Below are 20,560 nucleotides of genomic sequence, written 5' to 3' on the forward strand. Positions count from 1 at the left end.
GCTACGTTTATCCGGAAATGCTTGACGCATTCCGCTACGCGGATGCGGCGGCTGAGATCTTGTAACCGAGCCGCGTGGCAAGGGGTTGCGCGATCGACCAGATGATTTGGTCGATGTCGGAATTGGGCGAGGCGGACGCGATTGGGGCGGCGATGTGCTCGAGCGATACCTGGTCCGCTTGATGGGCCAAGCCTACAGCCTGACAGAGGTTGTTCCAAGCCCTCTGGGGCTGTTGGCAGAATTCTTCGTACTTGACCAAGTGGATGTTTGGACCGATTTGAGGAGAGTTGAGTAGTTCGCCAACGTACTGATAGATGCTCGTCCACTGCCAAGCGTATCCGGCAGCTTCCTGACCACTGCGCCACAGTTGTTCCACGCGTTCGGTGACATCGGGCGTGGAGCAAAACGCTCGGCGCTGTGGGCCGAACTCGAAGTGACAGACCGCTTTCAAATACTCTGGCACTCGCGGGTCGGCTAGTGCGTAACGGCAGAAGATTTCGTGCTGACGCATCAAGGATCGTACATGTTCGACAGGATGCCGCACGGGTATCACAAACTGAGCATCAAGCGAGGCTGCCAACAACGGTATGCGGGCGACATGATAATTGTTCTTGGCTACGATGCGGCAGCCACCGCGAATCAACATCAGTTTGCGCAGATGTTGGCTGAAGAAAGGCAGAAGTGGATGATCCGACTTAGCTGTCACCTGCGGCAACTGCCACAGCGGCAGGTCGGCTCCGAAGACATGCCACAAGGGTTCATCCATAGCTTCGGGGCTCTCTCTGGTAATCATGATGCCATCGCCGTGCGGCCGCTGAACAGCTGGTTGGGCCTGGCCGGTTGTCCAATCCAAGTACTGGTTCCACAGCCATGGCACAGCTACGAACGGAAAATCGCGATAACGGTGCGTAGCTACGTCGGACATTTGATTAAACAGTTCCAACAACATGGTGGAACCCGAGCGCGCCAGGCCGCAAATGAACACGGGCCGGTCAAGCGTGATTTTCTTCAGCTCGCCAGCCAGTATCAGCGACTCGAGATTAGCCACATGCCAGAGTGGCTGCCACAGGAGACGCAGAGTGCGAATCAGGAACATGTCTGCGCGGCGAATTTGCATCGATTACTCTACTGTTGCACTTTCAACTGCCGCACACGCGACCACTTGCACAGGCCATAAGTTAGGCAGGCGCCCAATAAGAACAGGCCATCGCGGGTATACATATCCAACTCCGATAGGAACCCGATGGCTAACACGCCGAGCAAGAAATAGGCGATACAGTAGACGCTACCGCCAACCAACAACTGCGCGGCCAACAATCGGAGTTGTCCCACGAGCCAGCTGCCGCTTACCCGCAGCAGTCCAGCGTACCGCTCGATAAACTCCCGATGCGTGCCGGCCATCAATGCCGCGTGCATGCCGTTAAACAACTTGGCCGCCAGCGCCTTAAACTTGATACGACCTGCATCGCGCATGGTGGAATACTGGGCAGCGCTCTCACTGAGAGTCCCAGCCACCGCGCCGGCAAGTAACCATGATACGCCAGTGACGATCATGGCTAGTTTCCATCGGTGTGGACCAACGCAACTTCATCCGCGACGACGCGGGACTCGGCCGCATCAACTTTAACCGACTCGTCGAGATTCATAGGCTTGGCGAACAATTTCATCAGCATGCGAATCGTGAAGACCACGGGTGCTAATAGCGCCAGCAGCAGTAGAACCAAGACCGCCATTAGCGACCCCAGCATGCTCAAGCCAGCGCCCGGTCCAGTGTAGCCTATCAAGATTGCGACCATGGGATGTGAGCTCCTGAGTTTCAGCAGTCTATTTTGCGTCTAAAGCTACGGCTTTAAGAACGTGGGGCGAGTCAAATAACTGGCATAGCCAATCTTGCCACGGGCTCCTGGCAAGCGTTGATCAGGGATGATGTATTCCCATGTCACTTTGCCGCCGGTCAAATCGACTTCCCAGATGGATCCACCATGGGTCACTGCCATCAACGCATGTTGACCATCGGGATGAATATCTAAATGTCCGCAGTTGGCCGTGCGACATAGGTCTGGCATATCCGCTTGGCTCTTGGGAAACAGACATTCAGGTCGTTGGGTCGCGTAGTCGATGTGCAACAGTCGGGAGCCGCCCAGTTGACTATCACCGCCCAGGTTATCGAGCACCAAAATGCCATTCTTGTAAGCTCGAGGAGCATGTTGTCCGACCGTACTACCCGAGGTCAGCCACTTCATCAGCTTGGTCTGGTGATCGATAACGGCCAGGGCGTTGATATTGCGCATGGACACCAACAAGTCGCCTGCGTTGACGCCAGGTAAATTGGCCGCCCGTCTTTTGTCCAGCACGCGGACGTCGTTCAAATGCAGCGGATCCTCGGCAAAAGTCCGCAACGAGTTATTGCGGACCAACTGGCCATGCCAACCGGATTGGCACAAGCACTCTAGCAGATTGATGCGATCAATCTCATTGCCGTGTTCGTCCAGTTCGAGGATGTAATCTACGTAGATCTTGCCCGACTCGGAGCAGAGAAAGATCTCGGTATTTCCGAGCTGTACGGGCGAATCCACCACTTCAAGAGCCGGTACGAAGATGTGCGAATGCGCATCGACAGTGAAGAAGTGATGCGTGAGCAGTTCTTTCTTCCACAGAAGCTGTCCCTGGTGATCAAAGCGAGCCAGTCCGACGGCGAAGGGAAAGGTGTTTTGGCCGTGAAAAGTGACCAGCAAATCGCCGTTGTCGAACAGGTGCAGGCCAGTGGGATTGGCTGGTCCTGAAATACCGGTCACTTGCTTGACCAGTTTGGTATCGGTCCACAGTCCCGGAATATTGCGCCAACTGTGTAAGGTTTGGCCGGCGCGATCGATGATCCAGGCCATGTAGCCCTCGGGATACTCTTCGGTAAGATAACCGCTGGCACCACCGCTGATCAGGATGCAGTCGTCCGCGTCGCGCGGATGAAACGTGTTGACTGTGGGGCGATCAACCATTTGGCGATAATTCTGCAGCCCGTCGCCACTGGTCGATCGGACCGCTTGTGCCAGAGCGTCGAAGGCCACCACCGCTTGGTTAAGCCGCTGGTAGGGCCACCAACGCAATTCGTTGGCCACGAAGCCATAGACGAAGGCAAAGAACAGCAAACTGAACAGCGTTAGCCCCCGCCACAGCCACTGGTTGCTCAATATACGAATCAATAGTCGCATGGGTAACTTCGATCAGATACACACCCTAACGCCTCAACCCTGCGGGTTCAGTTTCCACAGATTCAAACCCAAAGTGCGACCGATAGTTTTGCAGCATTCGAAATTGTAATCTTACGCTATTGCAATCTTTTCCTTTTGGCAATTGACTCCGAAGCACGCCCTGCTGAATTGACCTAATCGCGGGCGCTTGTGCCCCAGCTCGGTTGTCCGTATTTCTCTTGCCCCGCTATTGGGCATTTGCTACTCTCCCGCGCGCTGGCGGAGCCACGTGTTGACGAATTCGACCTGAGCAGGGGTTCGTCGCGCTCGTTATCAGGGATGACCGGAATGCTCTTTTGTTCACAAGCCTTTTTCTTTTTCTTTCTGATTGTTTTCGGGCTGTACTGGGTATTGCCCCAGGCGCGTTTGCGCGTCTATCTGCTGTTGGCGGCGAGCGTTTATTTCTATGCCTGCTGGAACAAGTGGCTGGCTCTCCTGATCGTCGTTTCGACGTTGATGGATTTTTTGATTGCCCAAGGCTTGGAGCGTAGCGAACACGCTAGGGTCCGCAAGAGTCTGCTCCTGCTGAGTATTGGCTTCAATCTGTCGATACTCATGTACTTCAAGTACATGAACTTCTTCCTCGAATCGATGTTTTCATCGCTGCGAGCCCTAGGCATGGAGACATCGATTCCGACGCTGCAGATCATTTTGCCCATCGGCATTTCGTTCTACACATTTGAAGCCATCAGCTACACAGTTGATGTTTTCCAGCGACGTATCAAGGCCGAGCGGAATCTGGCCAATTTCATGCTCTTCATCTTGTTCTTTCCGCACTTGGTCGCCGGACCGATTGTGCGTGCCCGAGATTTCCTGCCGCAAACACATCGTCGCAAGCGCTGGAGTTGGTTGCGCATGCAGGCTGGGTGTGAGTTGTTCTTGCTTGGGTTGTTCAAGAAGATGGCCATTGCCGATCGCATGGCCGCCATTGCTGATCCGGTGTTTGCCGATCCATCGGCGTATGGTTCGCTGGCGGTATGGTTGGCGGTGCTGGCCTACAGCGTGCAGATATTCTGCGACTTCTCGGGCTATTCCGACATGGCGATCGGAATCGCGCATATGTTTGGTTACAAGTTGGGTATCAATTTCCGCATGCCGTACCTGGCCAAGAACATGGCAGAATTTTGGCATCGATGGCACATCTCGCTCTCGACCTGGTTGCGTGACTATGTGTTCATTCCGCTAGGCGGTAGCCGTGGTGCGAATTGGCAAACTGCGCGCAACCTGATGGTTACCATGACGCTCGGTGGGCTGTGGCATGGTGCCAGTTGGCCGTTTGTCATCTGGGGCGTGATCCATGGTTTACTGTTGGTTTTGCATCGCCAGGTGCGGGTGATGTGCCAACAATTCCCAGCCTTGCAGCGGATGCTTGAATCAACCGGTGGTGTCCTATTGCGGATGGCTACGACCTTCCTGGCCGTAACACTTGCCTGGGTTCTATTCCGCGCGCCGACACTCGAATCATCGCTGCTGGTTTATCAGCGCCTGTTCATGCACTTGGATGGTCGAATGATCGCCTTGTCCGTGCAACCAGTTTTGATCTTGTTCGCGCTGGTCATGTTCGCGCACTACTTGGGCGAAAGCGGCATTTGGAAACGTTGGCATCCTCGCATTCCGGCTGGCGTCTTGGGAGTGGGATATGCGGTGCTGGCGATTGTCGCTTCGGTACTGGCCCCCGCCTCGGGTAAAGCCTTCATCTACTTTCAGTTCTAAGATTCCCTATGCTCGCGACTCAAACTCGCCGACGAATTCAAAAATCCAGAATCTCGCTGCTTACGGGCGTAGGGGTTTTTGTGTTCCTGCAATGTTTCATGTTGGGACTAGTCGAACTGCGCTATCCACTCATTGCTGATCCAGAATACGGATTTCGCTTGGAAAGACTTCGCACGTTGCGGGCAGACCATCCGTCGCGACCTTCGCTAGTCGTGCTTGGTTCCTCACGTGTGGGCAATGGATTCGAATCCGATTACACACATAATCACAATCTCGCCCATACTCCGCAGGGTCCGACGGTCGCCAACTTCTCGATCACCGGCGGAACCTCCGTCTGGCAATATCTTGTATTGAAGAGATTGGTGGACAATGGATTCAAGCCTAGCTCGGTCATCATCGAAGTTTTGCCTCCGAGTTTGTTAGGTGACAAACAATACTTCGACGAACACTATCATTTCCCTGTCCATCGTTTGCGATACAGCGATTGTGGATCGCTGGCCAGTTTGATGCCACAGCAAGCCGCTCGTCATACGCGTGAATGGTTGCTGAACAATGCCCTCTTTCCCTGGCACACTCATCGATTTTCTTTGATAGGCCTGTACGCGCCGGATTGGCAAGTCGAGTTGAATTCGCCCAACTCGCGCCCCGAGACCTGGCGCACGATTCTCAGTTCGACCGGCTGGATCGCTTTCGGGGTTGCCCAGCCAACAGCAGAGCAACGCATCGAAGCGGAAGCCCTGGCCAAGCAAACTTACTACACAGCCGCGACGCAACTGAGCGTATCGGAAGAATCACTAAACTGCTATCGCCAACTGCTGGGTTATTGTCGCGAACAAGACATTTCTGTCGAAGCCATGGTTTTGATGCCCGAAAGCGATGAATTTCGCAGTTGGTATCCACCTGCAGCTTTGGAAGCCATCGATCGATTCACCCACACGATCACCGCAGAGTTCGGCACCCGCGTGGTCGATGCCCGCCACTGGATCGAGAACGATCTCTTTTGGGACGGTCACCACCTGCTCCAGCGCGGCGCCCGTGTCTTTACGGCCAAGCTGCAATCGGAAGTCTTGCAGTACTAGATTTCGAGGTAGCGGAAGCCGTCAAGGCTTTCGATCGGCACTGGCTCCGTATCAAGCCAATTGAAATTCTGGCAATTCGCCGAAAGCCTTGACGGCTTCCGCTACGGTTCTTGGCAATTCCTCGAAAGCCTTGACGGCTTCCGCTACAGTTTTGATCGGTGGGTAGTAGGCGGATGCCGGCTGAACTACATTGTTGCTCAGCTTTGCATTGCCTCTCTAAGGCACATTTGTCCCTCAGCACATTCGACCCCAACGATCAAAACTACCAATGAGTCAGACGCCCGAAGATGATTCCAGTTTCGCGCCCAAGATGCGCGAAGTTCGATTTGAATATACGCCTCGCTTGCCAGAAATTCTCACGCATCTGCGGGCCTCGATCCTCGTAACGACGTACCAGGCGGGCAAGTTGCTGGTGTTGGGGGCTCACCAAGGCAAGTTAACCATCTCGTTCTTGGATTACGACCAGCCGATGGGATTGGCCGTTAGTTCCGACTGCATTGCTGTCGGCACGCGACGCCAAATGCACTTTCTGGTGCCGGCCCATCAGACACAAGGACCGGGTAGTGCCTACGACGGTTGCTTCGTACCAAGAAGCAGTTACTACACGGGCAGTATCCATGGTCATGATCTCGGTTGGGGACGCGATGGATTATGGATCGTCAACACGTTGTTCTCATGCCTGTCCACCTTGCACGATGATTACAGTTTTGTGCCGCATTGGCGACCGCCCTTTATTTCGCAATTGATCGATCAAGATCGCTGCCATCTCAATGGCATGGCACTGGACAATGGATTGCCACGCTTTGTGACGGCGATGAGTGAAACGGATACGCCTGCCGGTTGGCGACCAACTAAAGCCACCAGTGGCGTGGTGATGGAGGTACCCTCCGGCGAAGTCGTGTGTCGCGGTCTCTCGATGCCCCATTCGCCGCGCTTGTACGGCGGCAGATTGTGGGTGCTCAATTCGGGATATGGCACCTTGGGTTGGATCGATCCTAAAACGGGCCAATATCACCAAGTCGAAGCCATGCCGGGCTACACGCGCGGTTTATCGTTCTGTGGTCAATTCGCCTTTGTCGGCCTATCGAAGATCCGCGAGACCTCGGTCTTTGGCGGAGTACCGATTGCGGAACATCGCCATGAGCTGCGGTGTGGTGTGGGAGTGGTTGATTTGACCAGTGGTCAGACCGTGGCCGTCTTTCAGTTTCATTCTGGCGTCAGCGAGATCTTTGCGGTCGAAGTCTTGCAGGGTTTCAGCAACCCACTGATCGCCGGGGCTTCGGTCGATCAACAGGAACGCGAAGTGTGGATCGTACCCGCCGAAGGCACGCCGCGTCCTACAGCGGTGGCACGACCACCTATCTTTGCCAGCGCAGAGGTGTTGTCTGGTTCTGGGTCGCAGGATCCCAATTCCTTCGGTGCTCCCGGGGCAGTTTCATCCACGCACCGACCATCGGTCGGCGAACTAGTGACTGCTGCGCAAAATTTCCACGCGCAACGTCAACTCGAATTGGCCGCGCACAGTTACGAAGCAGCCATTGCCGCTCATCCGCAACCGGCCAACTTGCTAGTCGACCTGGGCAACTTGCGCCAGGACCAAGGCAACCAACCGGCGGCGCTACTGTGTTACGAGCGCGCCTTGCAAGCGGATCCACAAAGTGTGGTGGCTCTGCAGAACTTCGGCTATCTGCTATTCAACATGGGCGAAGCGGAAAAGTCGCACGACATTTACGAGCGTTTAATAGCGCTGGATCCCTCGCCCCTGAATAAGTTGTTGGCATCATCGGTCTTGCCTGTCATTTACGATTCGGCGGCAGATATTGAGTTTTGGCGCGCTCGGCAAATGGCCATCTTGCGTGAACTTGTCTCTAGCGGCGGAACCGTTGATGCCACTCAGTCGCTAGTGCCGACCGCTTTCTTCGCCGCTTATCAAGGTCTCAGCGATCGTGAGTTGATGGCGATGCGCGGGCAAGTAATTCGCGGTCGCGATTACACGCAGGCTCGGCCGGCCGCCTCGGGCGGTGGTGGCAAACTGCGCGTGGGTATCATGTCGGCCTACTTTCGCGATCACACGATTGGCCGACTGAACATCCAGCGACTGGAACATTTAAACCGTGAACGCATCCACTTGAGCGTTATCTATGCTGGCGGAACTGGCGATGCATTCACGGAACGATTTGCACGCACCGCCGATCAATTCATACCATTGCCACGCAACGTCGACGGAGCCTGCAAGCTAGTTGCGGACCTACAGTTGGATGTACTCATCCACGCAGATGTGGGTATGGATGCGCTCACGCAGACCTTGGCCTACTCACGCCTGGCACCAGTCCAGGTAGCTACCTGGGGACATCCAGATACTACTGGCAGTCCCACAATCGACTATTACATCAGCAGTCGACACCTGGAACGTAACGATGCGCGAGAAGATTACACCGAGAAGCTGTTGCTGCTGGAGTCGCTGGGCATCGATTATCAACGACCTGCTCTCGCTGCCCCAGTCACGCGCGGCCAGCTAGGCTTGGCCGACGATCGACACTTGTATGCATGTCCTCAAACATTGTTCAAATTCCATCCGGACTATGATCCGTACCTGGCCGCGATTCTCGAGAGCGATCCGCAGGGCGAGCTGGTCTTGTTGGATGCCAGATTGCCGGAATGGACGCATCGCTTGAAGCGGCGATTCCGCCGCACGCTACCAGGGCAAGGTGCGCGGGTGCGATTCCTGCCAGCTCTGCCACGCGAAGAGTTTTTGGCCCTGTTATCACTGAGCGAGGTGGTGATCGACCCAATTCATTTCGGAGGCGGCAACAGTTCATTGGAAGCGATCGCCATGGGCACGCCGGTGGTCACGATCCAAGGCCAACATCTGCGCAGTCGCATCACCAGCGCCATCTACAGACAAATCGGTTTCGAGGAGCTTATTGCAACCGATCCGACAAGTTACGTAAACCTGGCAGTCCGCTTGGCCACCGACAGTGGTTATCGCTCCGGGGTGAAGCGACGGTTGGAGGAAGCAGCACAGGGTTTATTCGACGATCAGCGGGCCGCCACTGAGTTAGAAGCATGCTTGCTCAGCCTGGAGTAAGGCCAGGCATCCAGAGAAAACGCTGGTCAAAATGGGGATGAACAAACTGCCCGAGTTGCCAAGTGGCCCCTCGGGCGAGTATAGTCTGGACGTCTCGCCTCAAACAACCATCTCGCCGCTTGCCGTGCTGCTGCAGGCATCCGTCTTTATCTAGTTGGAGTATCCATCTATCGTGGCCGCTGATCAACCGTACAAGCCCGGCACTGTTGGACCCGCTGAACCGCCGACCACGGCGCCTGGCGGCAGCTCGACGGTACGCTTTCAATTGTTCATTATGATGGTACTCCAGTTTTTCATCTGGGGTGCCTGGCTGCCATTGATTTTTACGTATCTGCCCAGTTTGAACTTTACCCCGACTCAGCAATCGTTGATTCTGAATGCATTCCCGATAGCAGCTATCGTCGGTATGTTCTTCAGTAACCAGTTTGCTGATCGCAACTTTGCAGCTGAAAAGTACTTGGCTTTTAGCCATCTGGTCGGCGGACTGGCGATCCTGGGCTGTGGATTCGTAACAACGTTCTGGCCATTTTTTGCCCTGATGCTCGTACACTGTTTGCTGTACGTGCCCACAATTTCGATTACCAACTCGATCGCGTTTGCGAACATGAAAGATGCGCAGAGTGAGTTTGGTATCGTGCGCATGGGCGGCACGATCGGTTGGATTCTGGCGGCCTGGCCCTTTACGTTTATCTTGGTCGATTGGGCAGCCGTCGATGCAGCCAACCCGACCGGTATCGTGGGCTGGTTAGGAGCTGTGCTAGGTAATGGTCTCACCGGTGACGCGCTCAAGAGCGCCACGAAGTGGACATATGTCGTAGCGGGAATTGCTTCGATTCTGTTGGCTGCGTTCAGTCTGACTCTACCTCACACACCTCCTAAGAAACCCGCTGGTGATGGCTCCGACAGCCTGGCGTGGTTGGAAGCGGTCAAACTGCTCAAACATCCCTTCGTCATGGTCCTGTGGTTGGTGACCTTCGTCGATTCGTTTGTACACAATTGTTACTTCAACTGGACCGGTACCTTTTTGGGCACGACTCAAGAGTTAGGCGGCGTAGGCATCCCCGGTAACTGGATCATGCCGGTGATGAGTGTGGGTCAGTTGGCAGAGATCACAACCATGCTCGTACTGGGTTATACGTTGAAGACCTTGGGTTGGCGGGTGACCATGATTGTCGGCATCATGGGGCATGCAGCTCGCTTTGCGGTGTATGCGTTCTTCCCTGAATTGCCTTGGTTGATCATCGTCGTTCAGATCCTGCACGGTATCTGCTACGCCTTCTTTTTTGCCACGGTGTACATCTTTGTGGATGAGTACTTCCCCAAGGATGTGCGTTCCAGTGCCCAGGGCCTGTTCAACGTCATGATCTTGGGCGTGGGTGCGCTAGTGGCCAATTCGATCTGCCCATGGTTGATCTCCGAAGTCTTTACCAAAGACAAGATCACCGATTGGCGTGGTCTGTTCTTGGTACCCTGCGCGGCGGCGACACTGGCAGCGATTGCTCTGGCATTGTTCTTCCATCCACCCAAGCGTGACGTCCAGGCGGCAAGTTAATTCAAATTCTCAGATCAGCAATTTTGAGAAATCCAATTACTGGAGACAGCAACATGAACAACAATCGCCGACAATTCCTGGTTCAAACTGGCCTCGCCGGCGTCGCAATGGCGGCTTCGTCCAGGCTGGTTACAAGCGCATGTGCCGAGGAAGTAACGCACCAGACTAAACCACGCCGACTGCTCAAGACACTTAAGATTGGCATGGTTCAAGTCCCAGGTGACATGACGGCCAAGTTCAAAGCCGTCAAGGCAGCCGGTTACGATGGCATCGAACTCGATTCGCCAGGCATCGATGTACCGGCGATCAAGGCGGCCATCGATGCGAGTGGACTACCCGTCGATGGTTCGGTCTGTTCGACCCACTGGAACATCACGCACACCAATGCCGACCCCAAGATTCGCGCACAAGCCCTGGCAGACCTGCAGACGGCCCTCAAGCAGACGCATGCTGTCGGTGGCCATACGGTGTTGTTGGTCGTAGGAGTTGGTAAAGACGGACCAGAGAAAGAGATTTGGCCTCGTGCAGTTGAGAACATCCAGCAAGCGATACCACTGGCGGCCGAACTGGGTGTGACGATTGCCATCGAGAATGTTTGGAATCAGTTCTTGTATGAGCACAATGGACCAAACAACCAAAGCGCTGACAAGTTCGTCAAGTTTGTCGACGAATTCAAGTCACCGTTTGTCGGCATGCAGTACGACATCGGCAATCACTGGAAGTATGGCAATCCGGCTGATTGGATTCGCACCTTGGGTACACGCATCGTCAAACTGGATATCAAAGGCTTCTCGCGCAAAAGCGACAAGTTTGCGGATATCTTGGAAGACGATATTCCGTGGGCAGAAGTGCGGCAGGCGCTGGATGACATCAACTTCCACGGCTGGGTCGCCGCAGAAGTTGGTGGCGGAGATCAAGCGCGACTGGCCAAGGTGGCCGGCCAGATCGATCGCGCGCTGAACATCGGTTGAGTGCAGTACAACTTAACTAAAGCACGCATGAAAAAACGGCGATTGGCTGGGCAACTCCAATCGCCGTAGCGGGATTTTCAATTCGTGTGAGCCGGCGATTGATCGCCAGCGATACTTAGAACACGTCGGTCAAGAAATGATGACCCCAGTGGTAGCGGCGCTGGCTGGGATATTCGTTGTGCCATTTCTTGTTGTAGACCGGAATTTGCATTTCGGCTGGATAGCGGTAATACATGCTGTCGCTGCTGCGATAGTATTCGCTACCGTAAAAATTCTGTGGATAGTAAACGTACGGATAGTGGTAGAAGCGAGCACAATCGCGTGCGCCTGCTGCGCCGCCCCAGGTTGCGCCGAAGGCGTTGTTGGGGCTGCCACCACCGTAGTAGAACGGACTGCCGGCAGCCGCGCTGCCGCCACCACCGCAGTTGCCATAGATACAATCGTCAGCTGAAGCTATCACGGCACCAGTGCTGGCAAGGGCAACCAGGGCCAATAGGCTGAGCATGCTCTTTCGAAACATCATCGGATTCCCTCCCGGGATTGATTGGTACACAGGGCTCGTACGGACTGGCCCTTAATGGTTCGCTTTGAGCATCGGCTGGAAATCCAACCGGAGTTGAAGGAAAAGCCGTTACATTCGGCACCACGCAAATTGGCCGGATTCTGCGCAAACTTTAACGCGCCGCAGCATTTATGTTACGATGCTGGCCAGTGAAACTGGGCCTTGAAACCAGGGCCGGCGCAACGTGTCAGCGCTACCGTGGGTTAGAGCTTAAGGATCTCCAAGTGTCAGCCGTGAAATATCGCCATCATCGCCAACAGATTGGTGCGCTCAGTTGTTCGATCATCAAGCCCGATCAGCCACCGCGAGGCTTGGCGATCTTTTGTCATGGATTCGGTGCATCAGGCGATGATCTTCTGGGTCTGGCACCTGATCTCCTGGAATCTCGAGCCACAGACGAGCCAATTGAATTGGTCTTTCCCGCCGGTTTGCTATCACTGGCCGATGAAGGTTATGGCGATGGACGCTGTTGGTGGCGTTTAAGTATTCAGCGCCTGATCAATGCACTGGAACAAGGACAATATGAACTGGTCAAAGAAGAGAGTCCTCCGGGAATCGATGAAGCTCGCGATGCGCTGGTCGGCGTGATCAACCAGCTACTTGAGGAAACCGGCTTGGATTACTCAAAGCTCTTGATTGGCGGCTTTTCGCAGGGAGCCATGTTATCGATGGAGGTGGCCTGTTGTGGTTTGCCCGAGCCACCAGCGGCCATGGCCTTGTATTCCGGTTGCTTGATCCGCGAGCGGCAATGGAAAAATGAAGTCAGCAAGCTGAGCGGTACGAAGATTGTTCAGAGCCACGGTGCGCTCGATCCCATTCTGCCGCTCAAGACCGGGCAATGGTTGCGAGATTTGCTCCAGTCCGGCGGATGCCAGGTTGAATTTCAACAGTTTCAAGGGCCTCATACAATTCCCGGAGAAGCGATTGAGGCCACAGCTAACTTATTGGATGAACTGACCGGATAATGACCAACAAGGAAGTGAAGGTTTTGGGTATCGACCCTGCGCTGGGCACCACCGGATACGGTGTCATCCGAGCTCGTGGTAGCCAGGTGGCGTTGGTTGATGCTGGGGTGATTCGGGTACCGCGCGACAGTCCTTTGGAGTTGCGTTTAAAAGAGCTGTACGATGGGATTGTGGAGATATTGGTCGAACACCGCCCCGATAGTTTTGCGATGGAGCAGCTCTATTCGCATTATGAACGGCCGCGGACGGCGATTCTGATGGGCCATGCCCGCGGGGTGATCTGTTTAGCGGCGGCCAACAGCGGTGTGCAAGTGTCCTCTTACGAGCCCACAAAAGTTAAGAAACTTCTAACGGGCAACGGTCGGGCACCCAAGAGCCAGATGCAATCGGCTGTGCAACTGCAATTGAACCTGCCGGCCCCGATCGAGCCGGCTGACGTGGCCGATGCTTTGGCCATTGCACTGTGCCATATTCAAGCTTTACGATTGCCGTCACAATTTCCCACCATGACCCGGCGGTCGCGCCCCAGCGTGGCCGCACAAATTGAAGCTCTCCAACTCAAAACGCGGAAATCGGAATGATCACGAAGATTAGCGGCAACCTGGTATCGCTGGAAGAAGAATCAGCCACGCTGAGCATCCCGCCTATGGAGTACGAAGTCCTGATCCCCGAGTACACGCGTCGGCATTTGCAAAGCCAAAGGGGCAAACCGGTTTCGCTGCATACGATTTATTACATGGAAGGCAACGCGGCCAGCGGCGGCAAGCTGATGCCGCGATTGGTCGGTTTTCTGACCATCATCGAGCGCGAGTTCTTCGAACTGTTTTGTTCCGTTGATGGGGTAGGCGTCAAGAAGGCTCTGCGGGCTATGACTCAGCCGGTTCAAGACACGGCCGTGATGATCGAGCAGCAGGACACTAAAGCTCTATCCGCCTTGCCAGGAGTAGGCCCGGCCACAGCCGAGCGAATCGTGGCCAAGCTGCGTCGCAAGATGCCCAAATTCGCACTGCTGGTGCGTCGCGATGCCCCAGCCGCTGCGGAAAATGTCGCCGAAGGCGTTGTTGAAGAAACCTATCGAGCTCTGCTAGCACTAGGCCACGCCGAAGCCGACGCCCGCAACTTAATCGACCAGGCTGTAGCCACAGGCACCAAGTTCAAAGATACCGAGACGCTGATACAACTGATTTACAAACGCAAGTTCGGCGCTTAGTCACCTCACCGGCGCAGCGGGGGAGGTCGCCGACGAGGCGCTTGAGCCAAGACTCCTGCGGACAAACCTGTAGCCGAAGTCGCCAGACTTTGGACGCGTCACCAATCAATTCCCAATCTCTGGCGAGATCGGCTACGTGCCCAGACCCCTCCCGAATCTCGCAAAGCCTCGATTCGACCTCCCCAAGGCGAAGCCTTGGAGAGGTGACATTGCTCTTGGTTCTAATGCTCGCAGCCGATATCTTTAATGTATGACAAGTCACACCTCAAAGCATATTAGCACCTGTGCGTGGCTGGAACGCGAGCGGCTCTTGCTGGCTCCGTATGCCATGTTCTCCAAGCAGTCGGCCGGCCGACGCTATGCCGAACCGCCGCATGCCTATCGTGGTCCGTTTCAGCGCGACCGTGATCGCGTCTTGCATAGTGCTGCCTTTCGGCGGCTCAGTGGCAAGATGCAGGTGTTCACCGGAAACATGGGCGATTACCATCGCACCAGGTTGACGCATACGCAAGAAGTCACCATGATCGCGCGTACTCTGGGTCGCGCGTTGCGGTTGAACGAAGATTTGATCGAGGCGTTAGCTCTTCTGCACGATATCGGTCATCCCCCGTACGGACACAGTGGCGAAGAGGCCCTTGATCAATGCCTTCAAGACCAAGGTGGCTTTTCGCATAATGACTTTGCATTGACGTTGGCTGAAGAACTGGAGACTCGCTACACCCAGTATCCAGGTTTGAATCTGACCGAAGAAGTCCTGAGTGGTCAACGTTTTCGGATCACTCATGCCGGCCAACCTCCACTGCTGGAAGTGCAGATCGTGGACCTGGCTGATAGTATTGCCTACAACGCGCACGACGTTGACGATGCGCTCATGTTGGGCCTGATCAGTCTGCAACAACTAAGCGGCTTGGAGCTAGTTCGACGCGCGCGTGGCTGGCGCGAAACCAACCAGGTCACTGGCAATTCACTGGCCGCTCGACAGATGCTGGTACACAGTCTGATCGATGTGCAGGTGGCTAACTTGTTGGAACACAGTCAAGATGTGCTGTTGGACGTGGCCAATCTAGATAGCACGGCCGTGCGCCAAGTTGGAACAACTCTCGGCTTCGGGCCGCTAGTGGCCGATGAGCGGCGCGAGCTGGAGAGTTTTCTTTTCGAGAATGTCTACCGTCATTCTAAGTTGATCGACATGCGCAAGCGCGCTGCAATCAGGCTCCAAGAGTTGCATGGCGAGCTGTCTACGAAGCCACAGTTGCTACCGGAACGCTTTCAGAATCGAGTAAATCGCTCGAACCCGCAACGTGTAGCGGCTGAATATCTCGCTGGATTGACCGACAACGGTTGCGATACGTTGTACACTCACTTAGTTGAGCTAGGTGGTAACGCAGTGCCAGCGTGGTAATGTACAAGTGTAGAGGGATGAACTGGGCTGAACGCGCCGGTAGACGCACGATGCGCGAATTTGTTCGTGGCTGCCGGCCGCAACGATTGTACGGTTTGAGCCACTTCTGATTCACGATCAATCATCCGAACGGCCCTGTCTGAAACCCGATGCGACAATTCTAACGTAGGGTACTTGTAGGCCACCCAAGGCCTCATTGAGCCTAAGCTGCTATCGCCTGGATATGCCTTCGATTTGGGGAAACGGGGTTCCAGGGGATTAGCGGCTGATTTCGTTGGAGGTTTTTATGTCGAAAGTTCGCTGGCGCGACAAACTCAAGCGTTTTATGAGTGCCGAGGATGGACCTACGGCTGTTGAGTATGCAGTGTTATTAGCCTTGATAGTTGTGGTTTGTGTGGGGGCCGTAAAGAATATGGCCACAGCCACTGGTTCCAGCTTTGACCGTTCCGCCGCTGCAATTTCTCAAGCGTTGGGAGGTTAGTTTACGGAGCGTGCTTTTCTTCCTTAGCTGTTACGCATGAGCACTTTGCGGTGGTGCTTACGCGTATCCGCTCAGGCGTTCTAGTTACGCTCCAGTTAATCGCGGACCGGTGAACCGCGGCATTCTCTTTGCTTGCGAGCCATTACCCTTTCGGGCCGTTTCCAATCACGGAGCCAAACGACTGGTTCCCCTTGTTCCGAAAGGTTCTCGCACTATGAAGCGTGTGACATTCTTGGCAACGTTGATGTCCTTGTTGTCGTTGTCGATCCTTGGCTGTCAGCCCAACCCCAACCCTGACGGTACAGGTGGCAGTGCGCCATCGACGACTTCGACGCCCACAACGAATTCGACGATGCCTAACTCCAGCGGATCGCCTTCAGGTGCATCCGGCACTGGCGCGAGCGCACCGACTGGTTCGGGTGCCAGTTCTAGCGCACCCATGCCGTAAGAGGCTGTCGCCTGACAATTGAACTGCCGGCACGATTTTGCGACACAACCGGTGGCTATTCGAGAGTTCCGCTGTTTTAAACGCAGAGACAAGGAGAATCGCAGAGAATACTGAATTCGCTCGGCGGGCTCTGCGAACTCTGCGTTTCAAAGTGGAACTCGCGGGCTTGGCATCGCTATGCGCGTCGACACACCCCATTCGGGTTTAACGCAAGTTTGGTGTCGGGCTAGCTGCAGCCCGGCCGTCTTTATTCTGGTCAAAGTTAGATCTTCGAAACCATCTCGGACCAGCAGCCTACGGCCCCATTTGCTATCGTTAAGTTTGCTAAGTTTTATTCACCCTGGAGATGACTATGCAAGCTCCCTTTTACGAGAACTACACGCGACTAGTGCCGGAAACCGATGTGGTCGATGCGCTGCGTCTACAGTTGGAGATCGACTTCAAACGGCTGGAGCGAATCAGCGATGAGCAGGGCGACATGGTTCATCCACCTTATACTTGGACGATCAAGGAAGCGCTTGGACATCTGATCGACGGAGAGATCATTTTCGCCTACCGAGCCTTTCGTTTTTCGCGCAACGATCCCACGCCGCTCTCCGGCTTCGACGAACATCAATTTGTGGCTAATTCGAACTACAACGAGCGAACAGTTGGGGACATTTTGGAGCAGTTATGTTTGGCTCGCCAGGCAAACATTGCCATGTTCGCTACCCTTCCCGAGTCAGCTTGGGAGAATTCCGGTCAGGCGGCTGGGCTGGTGTGGAAAGTAAAGGACTTGGGCAAAGCGATCATCGGCCACATTCGCCATCATCAGAGTATCGTTGAAAAGCGCTGCGGCCTTTAAGCACGTGGCCGCTTCTATTAGGCAAACTAAATGGATCAAATGCGAATAAGGGCAAGTAGAGCCCCGTTCTCAAGGACGCACCCAGCGCCCGCCGCCTGAATTTCGACTACAATGTCCACATGTTTCAGCTCAGCCCAGTTCAATTCGTCACCAGTTCCAGCTCATGCCTTCGTGGCTTGTTGCTCGTATTGTGCTGCACAATTGGATTTGGGGGCAGTCTAAGAAGCCTGCTCTCGGGCAACGATGTGGGCTTTCGAGTTCCGTGGTGTACCTCACCCGGCCCCACGGCAGAATCACCTGCCGAAGAATCCCCTGCTGGATCTACGCCCGTCGAGCAACTGGAAATCGAAGAGTTCACCTCGGGTGCCGTGCAGGTTGCGAGCAAGCGTCACCTGGTGTCGACCCGCGTGTCTTGGTTGCCTGCAACGCGCCAAGTCACAGCTCGCCAAGGAACGCTGGATGTTTCTCGAGGGGCTCATAACAATCGCAATGGATGCGGCTCTCTACTGCGTTGCTGATTCTCAGCAGCCATCTTTTGTTCCAACAGTGAAACGCCATCGACTTGGTGGACCAGCATCGACCCGGTGGTCGCGTTGATCTAGTTTCAGTTGACAACCAACTTTAAGTTCCTTGACCGACAGCGGAGTCGTTCGAATGCCTGATGGCACACTGTCAAGATATACACCCAGCGTCTTTATGCGCGATCTAACCGCTGGCACGGTAGTGTTTTTGGTCGCTCTGCCCCTATGTTTGGGTATCGCGTTGGCATCCGGCGCGCCCCCGTTTGCTGGAATATTGTCCGGCATAATCGGCGGCATCTTAGTGGGCTTGATCAGTGGATCGCATACCAGTGTCTCTGGACCAGCGGCTGGCCTGACGGCGATCGTGGCGGTGCAGATCGCAACTCTGGGATCGTTTGAGACCTTCTTGATGGCGGTCACTTTGGCTGGCCTGATTCAAGTTGTCATGGGTGTAGCGCGAGCCGGTTTCATCGCCTCATTCTTTCCATCAAGCGTTATCAAGGGGTTGTTGGCCGCGATCGGCCTGATCCTGATCTTGAAACAGCTACCTTATCTGTTGGGTCATGAATCAGTTGGTGAAAATGCCTTTGAAGAAATGGCCAAAGAATCCGGCGGACACGAAAAGGGTGGGCATCAGAACCCGATTTTTTCGTTGGTAGTATTGCTGTCTGGGCAATACCACGTCGGCGCACTAACGATCGGTTTATTGTCGCTGGCGATTCTGATCGGCTGGGATCAAGTCAAATGGTTAAAGAAATCATTGGTGCCATCGCCACTGGTTGTGGTGCTGTTGGGAGTTACCTTGGTCTATGCATTTCGTGGACTGGGCGGTGATTGGCAAGTTGGTCCATCGCAGTTGGTTAGTGTACCGGTAGCCAATAGTTTCCAGGACTTCATTGGCTTTTTGATGCATCCCAATTTCCAGTCACTCAATCAACCGGCCGTGTATCTGGCTGCGGTAACTATTGCGATTGTCGCCACGCTGGAATCGATGCTCAACCTTGAGGCGGTGGATAATCTCGATCCACGCCAGCGTGTGTCACCGCCTAATCGCGAACTGATTGCTCAAGGCGTCGGCAATTTTACATCGGGCCTGGTTGGCGGCTTGCCCATGACGTGCGTCGTGGTGCGCGGCTCGGTCAACATTTATGCGGGCGCTCAATCCAAAGTTTCAGCCATCCTGCATGGTTGTTTTCTGCTCAGCTTTGCCCTGTGGTTGCCCAAATATCTGAACATGATTCCGCTGTCCAGTTTGGCTGCTATCCTGTTCATGACGGGATACAAACTGGCCAGCCCCAAGCTGATTGCACAGCTGTACCAACAAGGTCGGGCGGTATTCCTGCCGTTTATGATTACAGTCCTGGCCATCGTACTGACCGACTTGCTGATTGGCATCTTGATCGGGCTGGGAGTGAGCTTCTTGTTCATCTTGGCAAGCAACACCAAACGTCCCATTCACAAAGTTATCGAACAACATGCTGGCGGTCGCCTGCATCGCATCGAACTAGCCAATCAAGTGAGTTTTCTTAGTCGAGCCGCACTGGAGAAGGCTCTACGCAGCGTCCCGCGGGGCGATCACGTCATGTTGGATGCGCGTCATACTGACTATATAGACCCGGACATACTGGGATTCATTCGCGAGTTCCGCGATACAACTGCGCCCGCGCTGGGTATACCGCTGAGCCTGAAGGGTTTCCGCGAGAAATACCAGCTCCACGATTATCTGCAATTCGTCGATTACAGCACACCTGATTTGCAGAGCCAGTTGAAGCCAGATGAAGTTCTGACGTTGCTCCGCGAAGGCAATGATCGCTACCATTCCGGCCAACCACTTTATCGGGATACGCGCCGGCAGATGAACGCCACCGAACATGGTGAGTATCCTTTAGCGGTCGTGCTGACGTGCATGGATTCCCGTACGCCAACTTCGCTGATTTTCGACGCGGGAATCGGTGACCTGTTGAATGTCAGCCAGGCTGCCAACGCGCTGTTGGGGCCGCGCACGTTGGCCAGTGTTGAATACGGATGCGCGGTTGCGGGGGCGCGATTGGTCGTCGTACTGGGGCACTTTGGATCCAGCATCTTGCAATCGGCAGTTGCCGCAGCCTGCCAGTCGCGTGACTCAACCGACTACGGGCAGCACTTCGATCACATCATCGAAGAAATTAGCCATTCCATCGATCATCAAACGTTGAGCGATTACGGAAGTTTGAGCGACCAGGAGCGCAAAGCTCGCGTCGATGCCATCGCTCGCCGTCATGTACTACGCAATGTTCGCCTGTTGCCCGAGCGGAGCCGGACGATTCGTCAGTTATTGGATGAAAAAGAGATTGCCATCGTAGGGGCTATGATCGACCCACGCAGCGGCCACATTGAATTCATGCTCGAACAGGCACTGGGGTTGAACAACGAATTAAAAGAAGCTGTCGTATCGTAGGCCTGAGTGTTCCAGACGAACCGTGCTCAAGAACAAATG

The 20,560-nt window shown here is 54.8% G+C and carries 18 protein-coding genes; 12 read left to right on the forward strand and 6 right to left on the reverse strand.

The window, feature by feature from the left end; translation table 11 throughout:
• Positions 1-34 precede the first annotated feature (34 nt).
• From SH573x_RS18800 to SH573x_RS18815, 4 genes are read right to left on the reverse strand one after another with little or no spacing between them, the layout of a single operon-like run.
• Positions 35-1,117 carry a sulfotransferase gene (locus tag SH573x_RS18800; RefSeq protein ID WP_479349242.1) on the reverse strand — a complete coding sequence of 361 codons (1,083 nt, stop codon included), beginning with the start codon at positions 1,115-1,117 and terminating at the stop codon, positions 35-37.
• Positions 1,118-1,125: 8 nt separating this feature from the next.
• Complete coding sequence (locus SH573x_RS18805) at positions 1,126-1,554, reverse strand: hypothetical protein (RefSeq protein ID WP_479349243.1); 429 nt, start codon at positions 1,552-1,554, stop codon at positions 1,126-1,128.
• 2 nt (positions 1,555-1,556) lie between these two features.
• Positions 1,557-1,796 (reverse strand): hypothetical protein, encoded by a 240-nt coding sequence (locus SH573x_RS18810; protein ID WP_479349244.1) that lies wholly within the window; start codon positions 1,794-1,796, stop codon positions 1,557-1,559.
• A gap of 45 nt (positions 1,797-1,841) precedes the next feature.
• Complete coding sequence (locus SH573x_RS18815) at positions 1,842-3,209, reverse strand: arylsulfotransferase family protein (RefSeq protein WP_479349246.1); 1,368 nt, start codon at positions 3,207-3,209, stop codon at positions 1,842-1,844.
• A 327-nt stretch (positions 3,210-3,536) separates the two neighbouring features.
• Between SH573x_RS18815 and SH573x_RS18820 the strand changes: the two genes are divergently transcribed.
• The 5 genes from SH573x_RS18820 (at position 3,537) to SH573x_RS18840 (ending at position 11,651) form a co-directional block, all read left to right on the forward strand.
• Positions 3,537-4,961: an MBOAT family O-acyltransferase gene (locus SH573x_RS18820; protein ID WP_479349247.1), complete on the forward strand. Its 1,425-nt coding sequence runs from the start codon at positions 3,537-3,539 to the stop codon at positions 4,959-4,961.
• Between the two features lie 8 nt (positions 4,962-4,969).
• Positions 4,970-6,040, forward strand: coding sequence for a DUF1574 family protein (locus SH573x_RS18825; RefSeq protein WP_479349248.1), 1,071 nt, complete (start codon positions 4,970-4,972; stop codon positions 6,038-6,040).
• Between the two features lie 268 nt (positions 6,041-6,308).
• Positions 6,309-9,128, forward strand: a complete 2,820-nt coding sequence (locus SH573x_RS18830) for a TIGR03032 family protein (RefSeq protein WP_479349249.1) — start codon at positions 6,309-6,311, stop codon at positions 9,126-9,128.
• Between the two features lie 172 nt (positions 9,129-9,300).
• A complete protein-coding gene (locus SH573x_RS18835; RefSeq protein WP_479349250.1) occupies positions 9,301-10,680 on the forward strand; it encodes a nucleoside permease in 1,380 nt (459 codons plus the stop codon).
• A gap of 53 nt (positions 10,681-10,733) precedes the next feature.
• Positions 10,734-11,651: a sugar phosphate isomerase/epimerase family protein gene (locus tag SH573x_RS18840; protein WP_479349251.1), complete on the forward strand. Its 918-nt coding sequence runs from the start codon at positions 10,734-10,736 to the stop codon at positions 11,649-11,651.
• Positions 11,652-11,766: 115 nt separating this feature from the next.
• Here the strand turns inward: SH573x_RS18840 and SH573x_RS18845 are convergent, their stop codons facing one another.
• Positions 11,767-12,171: a calmodulin-binding protein gene (locus SH573x_RS18845; RefSeq protein ID WP_479356771.1), complete on the reverse strand. Its 405-nt coding sequence runs from the start codon at positions 12,169-12,171 to the stop codon at positions 11,767-11,769.
• 266 nt (positions 12,172-12,437) lie between these two features.
• Here SH573x_RS18845 and SH573x_RS18850 point away from each other — a divergent pair, with 266 nt between their 5' ends.
• The 5 genes from SH573x_RS18850 to SH573x_RS18870 all read left to right on the forward strand — a co-directional run bounded on the left by SH573x_RS18850 (position 12,438) and on the right by SH573x_RS18870 (position 16,271).
• Complete coding sequence (locus tag SH573x_RS18850; protein ID WP_479349252.1) at positions 12,438-13,178, forward strand: alpha/beta hydrolase; 741 nt, start codon at positions 12,438-12,440, stop codon at positions 13,176-13,178.
• The gene (gene ruvC, locus SH573x_RS18855) at positions 13,178-13,759 is read left to right on the forward strand and encodes a crossover junction endodeoxyribonuclease RuvC (RefSeq protein WP_479349253.1); all 582 of its coding nucleotides are present in this window, start codon (positions 13,178-13,180) and stop codon (positions 13,757-13,759) included. Before SH573x_RS18850 ends, ruvC begins: the two co-directional genes overlap by 1 nt.
• Positions 13,756-14,388: a Holliday junction branch migration protein RuvA gene (gene ruvA, locus SH573x_RS18860; RefSeq protein ID WP_479349255.1), complete on the forward strand. Its 633-nt coding sequence runs from the start codon at positions 13,756-13,758 to the stop codon at positions 14,386-14,388. The genes ruvC and ruvA overlap by 4 nt, the downstream gene beginning before the upstream one ends.
• A 250-nt stretch (positions 14,389-14,638) precedes the next feature.
• Positions 14,639-15,790, forward strand: coding sequence for a dGTP triphosphohydrolase (dgt, locus tag SH573x_RS18865; protein ID WP_479349256.1), 1,152 nt, complete (start codon positions 14,639-14,641; stop codon positions 15,788-15,790).
• A gap of 286 nt (positions 15,791-16,076) precedes the next feature.
• Complete coding sequence (locus SH573x_RS18870; protein WP_479349257.1) at positions 16,077-16,271, forward strand: Flp family type IVb pilin; 195 nt, start codon at positions 16,077-16,079, stop codon at positions 16,269-16,271.
• Between the two features lie 276 nt (positions 16,272-16,547).
• On the opposite strand, the gene SH573x_RS18875 is transcribed toward SH573x_RS18870, so the two are convergent.
• Positions 16,548-16,712: a hypothetical protein gene (locus SH573x_RS18875; RefSeq protein ID WP_479349258.1), complete on the reverse strand. Its 165-nt coding sequence runs from the start codon at positions 16,710-16,712 to the stop codon at positions 16,548-16,550.
• Between the two features lie 359 nt (positions 16,713-17,071).
• Between SH573x_RS18875 and SH573x_RS18880 the strand changes: the two genes are divergently transcribed.
• Together SH573x_RS18880 and SH573x_RS18885 are read left to right on the forward strand one after the other, a co-directional pair.
• Positions 17,072-17,563 (forward strand): DinB family protein, encoded by a 492-nt coding sequence (locus SH573x_RS18880; RefSeq protein WP_479349259.1) that lies wholly within the window; start codon positions 17,072-17,074, stop codon positions 17,561-17,563.
• 654 nt (positions 17,564-18,217) lie between these two features.
• Positions 18,218-20,521: a bifunctional SulP family inorganic anion transporter/carbonic anhydrase gene (locus SH573x_RS18885; RefSeq protein ID WP_479349260.1), complete on the forward strand. Its 2,304-nt coding sequence runs from the start codon at positions 18,218-18,220 to the stop codon at positions 20,519-20,521.
• The last annotated feature ends 39 nt before the right edge of the window (positions 20,522-20,560 follow it).

Source organism: Rania fehmarnensis, from assembly GCF_056494185.1.

Excerpts from the sequence above, each read along its gene's own strand:
- SH573x_RS18800 (WP_479349242.1), bottom strand. The coding sequence starts at position 1,117 with ATGCAAATTCGCCGCGCAGACATGTTCCTGATTCGCACTCTGCGTCTC.
- SH573x_RS18805 (WP_479349243.1), bottom strand. The coding sequence starts at position 1,554 with ATGATCGTCACTGGCGTATCATGGTTACTTGCCGGCGCGGTGGCTGGG.
- SH573x_RS18810 (WP_479349244.1), bottom strand. The coding sequence starts at position 1,796 with ATGGTCGCAATCTTGATAGGCTACACTGGACCGGGCGCTGGCTTGAGC.
- SH573x_RS18815 (WP_479349246.1), bottom strand. The coding sequence starts at position 3,209 with ATGCGACTATTGATTCGTATATTGAGCAACCAGTGGCTGTGGCGGGGG.
- SH573x_RS18820 (WP_479349247.1), top strand. The coding sequence starts at position 3,537 with ATGCTCTTTTGTTCACAAGCCTTTTTCTTTTTCTTTCTGATTGTTTTC.
- SH573x_RS18825 (WP_479349248.1), top strand. The coding sequence starts at position 4,970 with ATGCTCGCGACTCAAACTCGCCGACGAATTCAAAAATCCAGAATCTCG.
- SH573x_RS18830 (WP_479349249.1), top strand. The coding sequence starts at position 6,309 with ATGAGTCAGACGCCCGAAGATGATTCCAGTTTCGCGCCCAAGATGCGC.
- SH573x_RS18840 (WP_479349251.1), top strand. The coding sequence starts at position 10,734 with ATGAACAACAATCGCCGACAATTCCTGGTTCAAACTGGCCTCGCCGGC.
- SH573x_RS18845 (WP_479356771.1), bottom strand. The coding sequence starts at position 12,171 with ATGTTTCGAAAGAGCATGCTCAGCCTATTGGCCCTGGTTGCCCTTGCC.
- ruvC (WP_479349253.1), top strand. The coding sequence starts at position 13,178 with ATGACCAACAAGGAAGTGAAGGTTTTGGGTATCGACCCTGCGCTGGGC.
- ruvA (WP_479349255.1), top strand. The coding sequence starts at position 13,756 with ATGATCACGAAGATTAGCGGCAACCTGGTATCGCTGGAAGAAGAATCA.
- dgt (WP_479349256.1), top strand. The coding sequence starts at position 14,639 with ATGACAAGTCACACCTCAAAGCATATTAGCACCTGTGCGTGGCTGGAA.
- SH573x_RS18870 (WP_479349257.1), top strand. The coding sequence starts at position 16,077 with ATGTCGAAAGTTCGCTGGCGCGACAAACTCAAGCGTTTTATGAGTGCC.
- SH573x_RS18875 (WP_479349258.1), bottom strand. The coding sequence starts at position 16,712 with ATGGGTGCGCTAGAACTGGCACCCGAACCAGTCGGTGCGCTCGCGCCA.
- SH573x_RS18880 (WP_479349259.1), top strand. The coding sequence starts at position 17,072 with ATGCAAGCTCCCTTTTACGAGAACTACACGCGACTAGTGCCGGAAACC.
- SH573x_RS18885 (WP_479349260.1), top strand. The coding sequence starts at position 18,218 with ATGCCTGATGGCACACTGTCAAGATATACACCCAGCGTCTTTATGCGC.